The organism is Serpentinimonas sp. SMBJO2, from assembly GCF_056341105.1.
In genome coordinates this window covers 1,976,634-1,990,240 of sequence record NZ_CP150628.1, presented here as the reverse complement: position 1 = coordinate 1,990,240, position 13,607 = coordinate 1,976,634, and the positions used below count along the sequence as shown (strand labels likewise).

Genomic DNA, 13,607 nt, shown 5'->3' with positions numbered 1-13,607 from the left:
ATGGGTTTGCTGAGCCTTGCGATTTGGGTCCCAATCTTTTTTGGTGTCGCGCTGCTGGCCTTGGGGCGTTGTTGCAGCGCGCAGATGGTGCGCTGGCTGGCGCTGCTGGGCTCCCTGCTCGGGCTGGCGGTCACGCTGCCGCTCTACACCGGCTTTGAAATCGGCGCTGCTGGCTTCCAGTTCGTCGAAAAAGTGCTCTGGATCGAGCGCTTCAACATTCACTACCACCTCGGGGTCGATGGCATCTCGCTGTGGCTGATTCTGCTCACCGCCTTCACCACCGTGATTGCCGTGGTGGCGAGCTGGGAGTCGATCACCGAGCGCGTGCACCAGTACATGGCGGCGTTTCTGATCCTGTCCGGGGCCATGATCGGCGTGTTCTCAGCCCAGGATGCGCTGCTGTTCTTCCTGTTCTTTGAAGCCACGCTGATCCCGATGTACCTGATCATCGGTATCTGGGGCGGCCCGAACCGCATCTACGCCGCCTATAAGTTCTTCCTCTACACGCTGCTGGGCTCGTTGCTGATGCTGCTGGCGCTGATCTACCTCTACAACGCCTCGGGTGGCAGCTTCGATCTGCAAGACTGGTACCAACTGCCGCTCACCAGCACCGAGCAGACGCTGCTGTTCTTGGCCTTCTTGGCGGCCTTTGCCGTCAAGGTGCCGATGTGGCCGGTGCACACTTGGTTGCCCGATGTGCACGTGGAAGCCCCGACCGCCGGTTCGGCGGTGCTGGCGGCGATCATGCTCAAGCTCGGCGCTTACGGTTTTCTGCGCTTTTCCTTGCCGATCACACCCGACGCCTCGCAGGATCTGGCTTGGCTGATGATCGCGCTCTCGCTCATCGCCGTGATCTACGTCGGGCTGGTGGCGCTGGTGCAGCAGGACATGAAAAAGCTCGTTGCCTACTCATCGGTGGCGCACATGGGTTTTGTCACGCTGGGTTTTTTCCTGTTCAACGAGCTGGCGCTGGCTGGTGCCATCGTGCAGATGATCGCGCACGGTTTCGTCTCGGCGGCGATGTTCTTGTGCATCGGCGTGCTCTACGACCGCATGCACTCGCGTGAAATCGCCGACTACGGCGGCGTCATCAACCCGATGCCCAAGTTTGCTGCCTTCGCGCTGCTGTTCACCATGGCCAACGCCGGCATGCCCGGCACCGCCGGTTTCGTGGGCGAGTGGATGGTGATTCTGGGCGCGGTGCAGGCCAACTTCTGGATCGGGCTCGGGGCAGCCACGGCGCTGATTCTGGGCGCGGCCTATTCGCTGCTGATGTTCAAGCGTGTTTATCTGGGCGCCGTCGCCAACGACAACGTGAAAGCGCTGTTCGACATCAACGCGCGCGAATACGGTGTGCTGGCGGTGCTGGCGCTGGCGGTGCTGTTCATGGGCATCTATCCCAAGCCCTTCACCGACGTGATGATGCCGGCGGTGACCGAGTTGCTGCTGCACATCTCGGTCACCAAGCTGCCCTAAGAGAGGCTGAAAGGCAATCACTCATGCCCGCCTTGACGCACCAAAACACCGTCTGCGGCGTTGCAAATGCGCGCCGTAGCGCAGGCTACGGCTGTGCTTTGCGCCTTGCCGGCGGCGCTTTGGCGCGCCCTTTCGGGCACGCACCATTGCCCCTCAGCCTCTGACGCGCCTGACACCCACTGGTTTGAAAAGAGTATCCCTATGATTGACCGTCTGAGCTGGATCGCGATCGCCCCTGAACTGCTGCTGCTGGTCATGGTCTGCGTGATCGCCATTTACGACCTGTTCCTCAAGTCGCCGCAGCGCCACGCCACGCATTACCTGACGCTGCTCACGCTGGCCGGCGCTGCCTTCCTGACCGGTTCGGCAGCGCTCAGCGGCCAGACCTTCAGCGGTTTTGGCGGCTTGGTGGTGAGCGACCCGATGGGCAACTGGCTCAAGTGCTTTGCCGCCCTGACCATGATGGTGCTGCTGGTCTATGCCCGCCCCTACGCCGGTGCGCGCGGCATGCTGCGCGGCGGCGAGCTCTACACCTTGGGTCTGTTCGCGCTGCTGGGCATGTACGTGATGATCTCGGGCCACAACCTGCTCATCATCTACCTCGGGCTCGAGCTGCTGGCGCTGTCTAGCTTTGCGTTGGTGGCGCTGCGCCGCGACGACTTGCGCGCCACCGAGGCGGCGATGAAGTACTTCGTGCTGGGCGCGTTGGCCAGCGGCTTCCTGCTCTATGGCATGTCGCTCATTTACGGCGCCACCGGCACGCTCGACATCCGCACGCTGGCGCAGACCATCGAGGCCGGGGTGGCGCAGCCGCAGGTGCTGATGCTGGGGCTGGTGTTTTTGGTGGCCGGGCTGGCGTTCAAGCTCGGGGCCGTGCCGTTCCATATGTGGGTGCCCGACGTCTATCACGGCGCCCCCACGGCGGTGACGCTGTTTATCGGTTCCGCACCCAAGCTGGCCGCGTTTGCGATCGTCATGCGCCTGCTGGTCGAGGCCATGCCCACCTTGGCCTTCGACTGGCAGCAGATGCTGGCGGTGCTGGCGGTGCTGTCGCTGCTGGTGGGCAACCTGGCGGCGGTGGCGCAGACCAACCTCAAGCGCATGCTGGCTTTTTCGTCCATCGCGCAGGTGGGCTTTCTGCTGTCGGCCTTTGTCGCCGGGGTCGGCGCCGACGGCAGCACGGCCAACATGAGCACCGCCTACAGCGCCGCCATGTTCTACATCGTCACCTACGTGCTCACCACGCTGGCGGTGTTCGGCGTGATTTTGCTGCTCAGCCGCGAGGGTTTCGAGTCCGAAGAGATCGACGACCTCGCCGGCCTGAACCAGCGCAGCCCGCTTTATGCCGGCGTGATGGCAGCGGGCATGTTCTCGCTCGCTGGTGTGCCACCCTTGGTGGGCTTTTATGCCAAGCTCACGGTGCTGCAAGCGCTGCTGGCGGCAGGCGACGGCGTCTATCTGTGGCTGGCGGTGTTTGCGGTGCTGATGTCGCTGGTGGGCGCGTTCTACTACCTGCGCGTGGTCAAGGTGATGTATTTCGATGTGCCCACGCAAACCGCAGCCATCTCAGCGCCGTTCGAGCTGCGCGCGGTGCTCTCGGTCAATGGCTTGATGCTGCTGGTGCTTGGGCTATTCCCGGGTGCGCTGCTGGCCCTTTGCGCCCAAGCCATCGCTTCGCTGCTGGTTTGAGTTAAGCTGCAGCCCATGAATATCGATTTTTACGCCTATCTGGTGCTCGGCTTGGCGTTGGTGTTGGCCAATCTGCCTTTTGTCAATCAGCGCCTGTTGCTGGTGTTTCCACTCAAAGACGGCCTCAAGCCGCTGTGGATACGCATGGCCGAGCTGCTGCTGTTTTTCTTCATTGCCGGCGCCATTTCGCTCGGCATCGAGGCCAGTTTGGGCCAGATTTATCCGCAGAGCTGGCAGTTTTACGTCGTGGGCTTGTCGCTGTTTCTGGTTTTTGCCTTTCCCGGCTTTGTCATCCGCTACATGCTGCTCAAGCGCGGTTGAACGCAGCGCCTATCGCAGCGCATACCGCAGCGCATACCGCAGAGGCTGAAAGCGCATGAAAGTGCTCGATCTGGCCTGCAGCAGCGCCCATGTGTTTGAGGGTTGGTTTGCCTCCGAAGCCGATTTCCTCGTGCAGCGCGAGCGCGGCCTGATCGAGTGCCCGCTGTGCGGCTGCACCCAAATCGTCAAGCAACTCAGCGCGCCGCGGCTCAACCTCGGGCACGGGCGCAAGCCCTTCGAGCCAGACGCAACGGACCAAGCTCCGGCCAGCGGCACGGGGGTTGCTCCCACCACCACCCGCGCGCCCCAAGCGGGCGAGATTGCCGCAGCGCAGCCCAAGCAACAACAAGCGGCGCTGCTGCGGGTGCTGCGCGAGGTGCTGACGCAGACCGAAGACGTGGGGGCGCAGTTTGCCCAGCAAGCGCGTCAGATGCATGAAGGCGAACTGGAGCCGCGCGCCATACGCGGCCAAACCACGCCCGCCCAAGCCGCCGAACTGCTGCAAGACGGGGTGCCGATCGTGCCCATCCCCGACTGGGCGCTGCGCAAGCCGACCCTGCAGTAAGCCCGTGCAGCGGGTGGCGGGCTTGGCCAGAGCGCAAGGCAGAGCGCAGGGCAGGGCGCTGCGCCGATCAGCGGTTCAGGGGTAGAGCCCGCGCAGATCGCGCGCCTGCAAAATGCGCCGGCAAGCGACGATGAAGGTCGCGGTGCGCAGGCTGACGCGGTGCTCGCTGGCCTCTTTCCAGATGGCATCGAAAGCGCCGCGCAGGATCTGCGCCAAGCGCTGGTTGATTTCGTCCTCGCTCCAGAAAAAGCTGGAGAAATCCTGCACCCACTCGAAATAGCTCACCGTCACACCGCCGGCGTTGGCGATCACGTCGGGCACCACCAGAATGCCGCGCTCGTTGAGGATGTCGTCGGCGTCTGGCGTGGTGGGGCCGTTGGCGCCCTCGATCACCATGCGCGCGCGAATGCGGTGCGCGTTGGCCGCGGTGATCTGGCGCTCCAGCGCAGCCGGCACCAGAATGTCGCAATCCACATCCCAAAAGCTGTCTGGGGCCAAGGTTTCGGCACCGGCGAAGCCGGCCACGCTGCCCTGTGCCGCCACGTGCTGCGCCAGCGCCACCGGATCGAGCCCGCCGCCACAGTACAGCGTGCCGCCGTGGTCTTGCACCGCCACGATGCGCGCCCCGGCTTGCGCCAGCAGCTTGGCCGAGACGCTGCCCACGTTGCCAAAACCTTGCAGCGCCACGCGCGCGCCTTGCAGCTCGAGCCCGATGCGCTGCGCCGCTTCGGTGCCGATGATCGCCACCCCACGCCCGGTGGCCTCGCGGCGCCCGAGCGAGCCCCCGAGGTCGATCGGCTTGCCGGTGACGACGCCGGTGGCGGTCTCGCCGATGTTCATCGAGTAGGTGTCCATCATCCAAGCCATGACGCGCTCGTTGGTGTTGACGTCGGGGGCTGGAATGTCTTTGCTCGGGCCGATGATGAGCCCGATCTCGCTCGTGTAGCGGCGCGTGACGCGCTCGAGCTCGGCCAGCGAGAGCGTTCTGGGATCGACCCGGATGCCGCCCTTGGCCCCGCCGTAGGGCACGTTGACGGCGGCGTTTTTGATCGACATCCAAGCCGCCAACGCCATCACTTCGGCCAGCGTCACGTCTTGGTGAAAACGCACCCCGCCCTTGCCGGGGCCGCGCGAGGTGTTGTGCTGCACCCGGTAGCCCTCGAAGTGCGCGACGCGGCCGTCGTCGAGGCGGATAGGCACATCGACGATCAGGCTGCGCTTGGGCCGCTTGAGGGTTTCGATCCAGCGCCCGAGCGAGCCCAAGTAGGGCGCCACCCGGTCGATCTGCTGCAAATAGTCGCCCCACGGGCCCAAATGCGCGGGGTCGAGGTAGGAGGGCAGGGCGTGGCCCCCCAGGGTGGTGGTGTTGGGCTGGTTCATGGGGTGCCTAAGTGGATAAAGTTGCTTCCGTGCTTGACTTGGCCTACAACACCTCGCTGGCAAAGTCGGCCAAGCGCGAGCGCTCGCCGCGCGCCAGCGTGATGTGGCCGCCGTGTGGCCAGCCCTTGAAGCGGTCCACGGCGTAGGTCAGGCCCGAGGAGCCTTCAGTCAGGTAGGGGGTGTCGATCTGCGCCAAGTTGCCCATGCAGATGATCTTGGTGCCGGGGCCGGCGCGGGTGATGAGCGTTTTCATCTGCTTGGGCGTGAGGTTTTGCGCCTCGTCGATGATCACGTACTTGTTCATGAAGGTGCGCCCGCGCATGAAGTTCATGCTCTTGATCTTGACCCGGCTGCGGATCAGGTCGTTGGTGGCGGCGCGCCCCCATTCGCCGGCGTTGCCGCCGTCGCCTTTGGCCAAAAACTCGAGGTTGTCGTCGAGCGCACCCATCCAGGGGCCCATTTTTTCTTCTTCGGTGCCGGGCAAAAAGCCGATGTCTTCGCCCACGCTCACGGTGGCGCGGGTCATGATGATCTCGGTGTAGCGGCGCTCGTCGAGCACCTGCGTCAGGCCCGCAGCCAGCGCCATCAGCGTCTTGCCGGTGCCCGCCGTGCCGGCGAGGGTGACGAAGTCGATCTCGGGGTCCATCAGCAGGTTGAGGGCAAAGTTTTGCTCGCGGTTGCGGCTGGTGATGCCCCACACCGAATGCTTGAGGTGGGTGTAGTCTTTGAGCGTGCGCAGCACGGCTTGCTTGGCCCGCAGTTCGGTGACGCGCGCATACAGGGCGGGCTCGCCGGCCGATTCGAAATAGACGAACTGGTTGATCGCCAGCTTGTCAACGATCGGGCCGCTGATGCGGTAGAAGGTCTGGCCGCCGTGCTGCCAGCTCTCGAGGGTTTTGCTCTGGCGCGTCCAGAAATCGTGCGGCAGCGCCAGCGAGCCGGGGTAGAGCAGCTCGCCGTCGTCCAGCGTTTTGTCGTTTTGGTAGTCTTCGGCCTCGAGCCCCAGCGCGCGCGCCTTGACGCGCATGTTGATGTCTTTGGACACCAACACCACCGCGCGCTCGGGCTGCTGCTGCTTGAGCGCCTGCACCACGCCCAGAATCTGGTTGTCGGCCTTGCCCTGAGGCAGGCTGGCCGGCAGAGGGTGCGCCAGCAGCTCGGTCTGGAACAGCAACAAACCGCTGGCTTCGCGGTTGCTGCTGGGCGCCAGTGGCAGGCCTTGGCGGATGTCGGCCCCCTTTTGGCCCGCCAGCGCGTCAAGCATGCGGCTGGCTTGGCGCGCGTTGCGCGCCACATCGCTCATGCCTTTTTTGTGGCTGTCGAGCTCTTCGAGCACGACCATGGGCAGGTAGATGTCGTGTTCCTCGAAGCGAAACAGGCTGCTCGGGTCGTGCATGAGCACGTTGGTGTCGAGCACGAACAAGCGCGTGGGGCCCTTGGGGGCGCGGCTGCCGTTGCCGTTCTTGGCCGCCGTGCCGGGGCTGCGTTTGGTGTGGGTGGCGGGGGCGGCGGCGCTGACCGGGGCTGCAGCAGACGCTGGCACGGGCGCTGGCTTGGGCGCGGCCTGGTCACGCGGCATGGGTTCTTGGGTCGCTGGAGCGGACAAGAGGCTTGCCAGCGCAGGCCGCGCTTGGGTTGCGGTGTCGGCGCTGCGTGCCGGGGCGGCTGCGGGTGGCGGCACCGTGGCAGGCGGAGTCACACCCGAGCGCACACCCCTGCGCCGCGCGCCGGTGGCGGCTTTGTCTGCCACAGCCACAGGCGGCTGGTCTGGATCGGGTTCCAGAGCGGGGCTCAAGGGGGAGGGCGAAGCGGCTGCGAGGTTGACAGCTTTGGCGGGCAGACGGCCGGCCTTCTTGGTGGGGGCGGGGGGCAGAGGCATGCGAACATTATGCACGACTCGTGTGCCCAAGCACGGGCTACAGGGGCTGGGCTGACTTTAAGCGGCTTTTTTGAGCAGCTTGACCGCCTTGAGCACTTCTTCCACATGGCCGGGCACCTTGAGGCCGCGCCACTCTTGCAGCAGCACGCCGGTGGGGCCGATGAGGAAGGTGCTGCGCTCGATGCCCTTGACCTTTTTGCCGTACATGATCTTGTTTTTGACCACGCCGAACATGTGGCACATTTTTTCTTCGGTGTCGGCGATGAGTTCGAACGGCAGCTCGAGCTTGGCCTTGAACTCGTCGTGCGACTTCATGTTGTCGCGCGAGACGCCAAACACCTGCGCCCCGGCTTGGGTGAAGTCGGCATAATGGTCGCGAAACTGCATGGCTTCGGTGGTGCAGCCGGGGGTGTTGTCTTTGGGGTAGAAAAACAGCACCAGCGTTTGCCCCATATGCGACTGCTGCGTGACCTTGACCCCGCCCGTGGCGCTGGCTTCGAATTCGGGTATAGGTTTGTTGACGACGACGGCCATGTAGCGTATCCCTTGCGCAAAAATGTGCTGATCTGGCACCTGCCCTGAAGGCCAACCCGCGCTACGCCATCACCAGACGGCCTCGCGCTGCACCCAAATCAATTCTCGATTTTACCGCGAAATCAGCCTCTCAACCACGTCTGGGCAAAGGCGTCGGCGGTCAGCGGGCGCCCAAAATGGTAGCCTTGGGCTTGGTTGCAACCCAAGGCGGCCAGTGCTTGCGCCTGCGCCGCCTGCTCGACCCCTTCGGCCAAGGTCTCGAGACCGAGGCTGTGGCCCATGGCGATGATGGTCTTGACGATGGCGTGATCGCTCGGGTCGGTCAGCATGTCGCGCACGAAAGACATATCGATCTTCAGTTTGTGGGCATCGAAGCGCTTGAGGTAGGCCAGCGAAGAATAGCCGGTGCCGAAGTCGTCGATGGCCAGCGCGAAACCGGCTGCCGTCAGGGCCCGGGTGACCTCGATGGCGCGCTGCGGGTCGCGCATCATGCCGCTTTCGGTCAGCTCGAGCTCGACCGCTGCGGGGCTCAGGCCGGCGTCGTGAGCGATGGCGATCATGCGCTCGACGAAACGGTCGTCATCAAACTGGCGTGCCGCGACGTTGACCGCGATCCGACCAGCGAGCGGACGCCCGTCGGCATGCCAGAGCCGGGTTTGGCGGCACGCCTGGCCCAGTACCCACTCACCCAACGTGTCGATCAGTCCGCGTTCTTCGGCCACCGGGATGAACAGCGACGGTGCCACCGGACCCCACTGGGGATCGTTCCAGCGCACCAGCGCCTCGGCACCGATGAGGCTGGAGCAAGACAACTGCACCTGGGGCTGGTAACACAGGTGCAGGCCGTTGGATTTGAGGGCTTGCTCGAGGCGCCGGGCGATTTCGAGGCGCCGGGTCAGGTCGGCCCCCATTTCAGGGCGGTAAAAGCGCAAGCCGCTGCCTTCGGCTTTGGCGCGGTACATGGCGATGTCGGCGTGTTGCAGCAGTTGCTCGGGGGTGCGGCCATCGTCTGGATAAACGGCTACACCGATGCTGGCGCTGAGCATGAAGGCGCTGCCATCTACCTGCACCGGTTCATTCAAGGCGGCTGTAATGCGCTCGGCGATGCGGTCTGCCCCCTGTTGGGTGTAGCTGGCAATGACGACGAATTCGTCGCCGCCTAGGCGGGCTAGGGTTTCCTCCTGCCGCAAGGCCGTACGCAGACGGCGGGCGGTTTCCACCAGCACGCGGTCGCCCGCGTTGTGTCCGAGGCTGTCGTTGATTTCCTTGAAGCGGTCCAGATCGAGGTACAGCAGCGCCAGTTGCCGGTGGTTGCGCTCGGCCGCGGCCAGCTCCTGTTTGAGCCGATCGGTGAACAGCGCGCGGTTGGCTAGGCCAGTGAGCGGGTCGTAGAAGGCCAAGTATTCGATCTGTTCGGCGTCGGCCTTGCGCTCGGTGATGTCTTGCACGGTGCCGATGGCGCGCAAGACCGTGCCATCGGTGGCGCGCTCGAACTCGGCGTTTTCTTCCACCCAGCGGATGCTGCCGTTGACGACGATGCGGTGACAGACCCGGTAGGTGGCACCGTGGAGTGCGGCCTGCCAGGTGGCATCAAGCATCTCGTGGTCGTCCGGGTGCACGCACCGCAGGAAGGTCGGGTAGTCGAGTGCCGTGCCCGGAGCGATTCCAAACATGCGATAGACCTCGGGCGTCCAGTGCAGCGAGCCATCGGTGCAATCGAGGCGCCAACTGCCAATGCGCGCCACGCGCTGGGCGCGCAACAAATCGGCTTCGCTGTCGCGCAGGGCTTGTTGCAGGCGTGCCTGCTCGGTGATGTCCTCGACGATCAGCAACAGTCGCGCTTCTTCTTCTTCTTCTTCCGCAAGCCGGATGCCAGTGATCGTCACCCGCACCGGCAGCGGCGCCGAACCGCCGGCAGCAGCCATGGTCAGCACCAGGTCACGGATCGGGTGCTGGCTCTGGCGCACTTGGGCCAGGCGATCAGCCAAGCCATCGGCGTGCACCCATTCGAGCAGGGGCTGGCCGTGCAAGTCGGCCTGGTCGAAGCCGAAGCGGCGCAGGAAAGCCCGGTTGGCGGACAACACGCGGCCATCGGCCGTCAGCACCACGAGGCCATTGGGCAGGGCGGCAAACACCAGTTCCGAATATTGCTTCAGGACCGCCATCGCCTGCCGGTCGGTTTGCAGGTAGGCATCTACGGCCAAGCTGATGTCGAGTAGCACCACCTTGAGCAGGGACTGGAGCGTGGCCAGCTGCTGCTCGGGCTCGTCTTCGAGGTGCTGTGCGACCTGCGGCAACAGACCCGACAGGTACTGGGCATAGGCCCCTAGGTACCAAGGCGATTCGAGCCCGATGCGCTGGTGTGCGATGCCGACGCGCAGGCGCTCGCGCGCGTAATCCAAGCCGTACTCGCCAGCGGTCAGGGTTTGGAAGTAACGGGTCTGGGTGCGCTTGAGTCGTTCTAGGGTGGCCTGCTCCGGAAGCAGGCGGCGGGTGGGTTCGAAGCGCAGCAGGTGGCTGTAAAAATGCTCGACGAACGCTGTGTCGGTGTCGGCCAGCAGGGCGTGCAAGCGCCGCAGCCGGGCTGCGTCGTCGTCACCGAACGCCAGAAAGGCGGTGCGCTGCTCCAGTGCGGCGCCGTCGAGGCCGAGCAGCGCCATCATCGCCTCAGCGGCGTCGGCCAAGGGGCGCATTTTCCCGGCCTTCATCGCCACCCACTCCGGTGCAATGAAGTTGCTTGCTTGCTTGCTTGCTTGCTTGCTTGCTTGCTGCAATTTTCTCTCCCGGTGGTGATAACGCCAGCTTCAGAACCAGAATCGATCATGGACTCATGCGGTTGCATGGTGGTGGGGCACCAAAAGTCTTGCAGTGTACACGGTAGAGTTCGCGTTCTAGGGCGCGCCAATCGCTACCTACGACACGAAATCGTACCCGAACCGGAAATTCTGCCAAATAGCGCAGCAGCTCAGGGTTGCCGGTGTTGCCGCGCTGATGGTTCCACAGGCGCTTGCGCAGATTGCCCGAGGAGCCGATGTAGAGCACCGTGGAGGGCGGCGTGAGGGCCGGGCCGCCGCTGAGCGAGGTCTCGCTGCTGGCCCGGATTTCATAGACGCCGGGCTGGGCCGGTATGAGCGCGCTCAGCGCCTGGCGCGACAGCAGCAAGAGGGGCGAAAACCCCTCGGTTACCGCCAAGTAGCTTTTGCGCAGCTTGCGCTCACGCCAATCGGGGATGGCGAGCTGCTGCCGGATCGTGGCTACCGTGCGCCGGCCGAGGCGGATGCCGTGGTGCGCAGCCAAGTGCTCGGCGAGGGCCTGATCCGGCAGCGGGGCGCGGATCTGCCCGTTGAGCAACCACTGCTTTTCCTGCTTGAGCAGATGGTCGATCCAATGCCCGTGGACTTGGCGCGAGCGCGCCAGCAGGGTACTCAGGGGCAGCAACACGCCGTCGGCGTTGCGCAGGCTCAGGTGTTTGAGCAGCCGCGAAAGCCTCCCGGCATCAGCGCGCAGGCTCAGGTTGGCGCGCCGGTTCAGTCGCTGCGCCAGTTCGGCTTGGGTCATGGGGATCAGGTCGAGTGGATCGCGGGTGTAGAGAAAGCGGCTCTGGAGCGCCACCAGTTCGTGTACCAAGGCGTGCGTCAGCCGGTTGCGGCTGTTGATCAGCTTCATCCGGTGGATGGCGCTCGAGAGCGCGCCGGCCGGAGCCCGAGAGCGCAGGTGCGCCTCTAGGGCCGAGGAGTCGAAGCGGTATTCGCGCACGAAGCTGGCGCGCTGGTAGAGCAGCGCCGGCGTGGACGAGTCGAGGCAGACTTCGCCCAGCGCCAAGACCGAGCCCGGCCTGGGTTGCTCAGTCAGGCGGGCACCGGGCAAGATGCCGCACTCGAGGGTCGAGCACAGATCGGCGTAAGCGGGCGACGCCTCCAGTGTCGCCACTTGGCGCTCCAGTGTCGCCAAGGGTTGCTCCAAAAAGCGCGCAAAAACGATTTTGCCCAAGGTGGCGGCGTCGAGCCGCTGGGGTGTGCTGGTCAAGACGTGCGTGCTTCAGGCTCAATCAGCAGCGCCGCCGCCACCCGGCGCCCTTCGCCGGCCAGAATGTTGTAAGTGCGCGCGGCGGCTAGGGTGTCCATGGTCTCGACGCCGATGCCGGCGTCGATCAAGGGGCGCAGCAGCGCTGGGGCGACGAAGCGCAGCCGCGCACCGCTGCCCAGCAGCAGCAGCTCGGGCTGCCAAGCGGCCAGCAGGGCAAAGTGCGGCAGCGCGATGTCGGCGTGGCGAGTGCAGTCCCAAGGCTGGATGCGGCCGTCGGCGCACAGCAGCAGGCTGTGGCGGTAGGTGGTGTCGCCGATCTGCAGCCAGCCCGGCCCGTGGGCGCGCACGGTGGTGCTCTCGATGCGGTCGGGTTGCAGTTTCATGGCGGCGGATTTGGGCTCGGGCGGTCAAAGTGTGGTGAAATTATAGGTTTCGCTCCTCCTGCTCGCCAAAGCCCACCTGCCATGCCCACACCGCCGCTGCTCAAATCAGCCAAACTGGCCAACGTTTGCTACGACATCCGCGGCCCCGTGCTCGACAAGGCGCGCGCCATGGAGGAGGAAGGCCACAAGATCATCAAGCTCAACATCGGCAACATCGCTGCCTTTGGCCTGCAGCCGCCCGACGAGATCGTGCAAGACATGATCCGCAACCTGCCCACCCCCACGGCCGCCGGCTACACCGACAGCAAGGGCCTGTTTGCGCCGCGCAAGGCGGTGGTGCACTACACCCAGGAAAAAGGCGTGGCCGGCGTCACGGTCGATGACGTGTACCTGGGCAACGGCGCCAGCGAACTGATCAGCATGAGCCTCAACGCCCTGCTCAACAGCGGCGACGAGGTGCTGATCCCGGCCCCCGACTACCCGCTCTACACCGCCAGCGTGGCGCTGGCCGGGGGCACGCCGGTGCACTACTTGTGCGACGAAGGCAGCGGCTGGCTGCCGGACCTTGACGACATCCGGCGCAAGATCACGCCGCAGACCAAGGGCATCGTCGTCATCAACCCCAACAACCCCACCGGTGCGCTCTACCCCGACGACCTGCTGCGCGAAATCGTGGAGATCGCGCGCCAGCACGGCTTGGTGATTTTTGCCGACGAGATTTACGACAAAACCCTGTACGACGGCGCCACCCACACCAGCGTGGCGGCGCTGGCCGACGAGGTGCTGGTGCTGACCTTCAACGGCCTGAGCAAAAACTACCGCTCCTGTGGCTACCGCGCCGGCTGGATGGTGGTCTCGGGCGACAAACGGCGCGCGCGCGACTACATCGAGGGCCTGAACATGCTGGCCTCGATGCGCCTGTGCGCCAACACGCCGGGCCAGATGGCGATCCAGACCGCGCTCGGCGGCTACCAGAGCATCAAAGACCTGGTGGCCCCCGGCGGGCGCCTGTGCCGTCAGCGCGATCTGGCCTACGAGCTCATGAGCCAGATTCCGGGCGTGAGCGTGGTCAAGCCCAAGGCGGCGCTGTACATGTTCCCGCGCCTGGACCCGGCCGTGTACCCGATCGCCGACGACCAGCAGTTTGCTTACGAGCTGCTGGCCGAGGAAAAAGTGCTGATCGTGCAGGGAACGGGCTTCAACTGGCCACAACCGGACCACTTCCGCTTGGTTTTCCTGCCGCACGCCGACGACCTGAGCGAAGCCATCGGGCGCATTTCGCGCTTTCTGGCGCAGCTGCGCAAGCGCCACGGCACTTGAGGCGGCAGGCGCTGGTTTTTGCTTCAAAATTTGG

General features: G+C 64.9%; 11 protein-coding genes. 5 read left to right on the top strand and 6 right to left on the bottom strand.

Annotation, left to right across the window (positions count from 1 at the left end; all coding sequences use genetic code 11):
- The 4 genes from AAAZ40_RS09275 to AAAZ40_RS09260 all read left to right on the top strand — a co-directional run bounded on the left by AAAZ40_RS09275 (window position 1) and on the right by AAAZ40_RS09260 (window position 4,051).
- The gene (locus AAAZ40_RS09275; RefSeq protein WP_476660106.1) at window positions 1-1,476 is read left to right on the top strand and encodes an NADH-quinone oxidoreductase subunit M; all 1,476 of its coding nucleotides are present in this window, start codon (window positions 1-3) and stop codon (window positions 1,474-1,476) included.
- 201 nt (window positions 1,477-1,677) lie between these two features.
- Entirely contained in the window at window positions 1,678-3,165 is a 1,488-nt protein-coding gene (gene nuoN, locus AAAZ40_RS09270; protein WP_476660105.1) for an NADH-quinone oxidoreductase subunit NuoN, read from the top strand.
- Between the two features lie 15 nt (window positions 3,166-3,180).
- Window positions 3,181-3,486, top strand: a complete 306-nt coding sequence (locus tag AAAZ40_RS09265) for a DUF2818 family protein (RefSeq protein WP_045535823.1) — start codon at window positions 3,181-3,183, stop codon at window positions 3,484-3,486.
- Between the two features lie 55 nt (window positions 3,487-3,541).
- A complete protein-coding gene (locus tag AAAZ40_RS09260) occupies window positions 3,542-4,051 on the top strand; it encodes a DUF1178 family protein (RefSeq protein WP_476463307.1) in 510 nt (169 codons plus the stop codon).
- A gap of 75 nt (window positions 4,052-4,126) precedes the next feature.
- Here AAAZ40_RS09260 and AAAZ40_RS09255 read toward each other — a convergent pair whose 3' ends face one another.
- The 6 genes from AAAZ40_RS09255 to AAAZ40_RS09230 form a co-directional block, all read right to left on the bottom strand.
- Window positions 4,127-5,431, bottom strand: coding sequence for a Glu/Leu/Phe/Val family dehydrogenase (locus AAAZ40_RS09255; RefSeq protein WP_476660104.1), 1,305 nt, complete (start codon window positions 5,429-5,431; stop codon window positions 4,127-4,129).
- Between the two features lie 43 nt (window positions 5,432-5,474).
- On the bottom strand, window positions 5,475-7,310 hold the full coding sequence (locus AAAZ40_RS09250; protein ID WP_476660103.1) for a PhoH family protein: 1,836 nt from the start codon (window positions 7,308-7,310) through the stop codon (window positions 5,475-5,477).
- A gap of 57 nt (window positions 7,311-7,367) precedes the next feature.
- The gene (locus AAAZ40_RS09245) at window positions 7,368-7,844 is read right to left on the bottom strand and encodes a peroxiredoxin (protein ID WP_034110445.1); all 477 of its coding nucleotides are present in this window, start codon (window positions 7,842-7,844) and stop codon (window positions 7,368-7,370) included.
- Between the two features lie 122 nt (window positions 7,845-7,966).
- Window positions 7,967-10,552 carry an EAL domain-containing protein gene (locus AAAZ40_RS09240; RefSeq protein WP_476660102.1) on the bottom strand — a complete coding sequence of 862 codons (2,586 nt, stop codon included), beginning with the start codon at window positions 10,550-10,552 and terminating at the stop codon, window positions 7,967-7,969.
- A 112-nt stretch (window positions 10,553-10,664) separates the two neighbouring features.
- Window positions 10,665-11,870 carry an RNA polymerase factor sigma-54 gene (locus AAAZ40_RS09235; RefSeq protein WP_476660101.1) on the bottom strand — a complete coding sequence of 402 codons (1,206 nt, stop codon included), beginning with the start codon at window positions 11,868-11,870 and terminating at the stop codon, window positions 10,665-10,667.
- Window positions 11,867-12,253, bottom strand: a complete 387-nt coding sequence (locus AAAZ40_RS09230) for an Mth938-like domain-containing protein (protein WP_034110439.1) — start codon at window positions 12,251-12,253, stop codon at window positions 11,867-11,869. Before AAAZ40_RS09230 ends, AAAZ40_RS09235 begins: the two co-directional genes overlap by 4 nt.
- Before the next feature lie 81 nt (window positions 12,254-12,334).
- Between AAAZ40_RS09230 and AAAZ40_RS09225 the strand changes: the two genes are divergently transcribed.
- Complete coding sequence (locus AAAZ40_RS09225) at window positions 12,335-13,573, top strand: pyridoxal phosphate-dependent aminotransferase (RefSeq protein ID WP_476660100.1); 1,239 nt, start codon at window positions 12,335-12,337, stop codon at window positions 13,571-13,573.
- Window positions 13,574-13,607 lie beyond the last annotated feature (34 nt).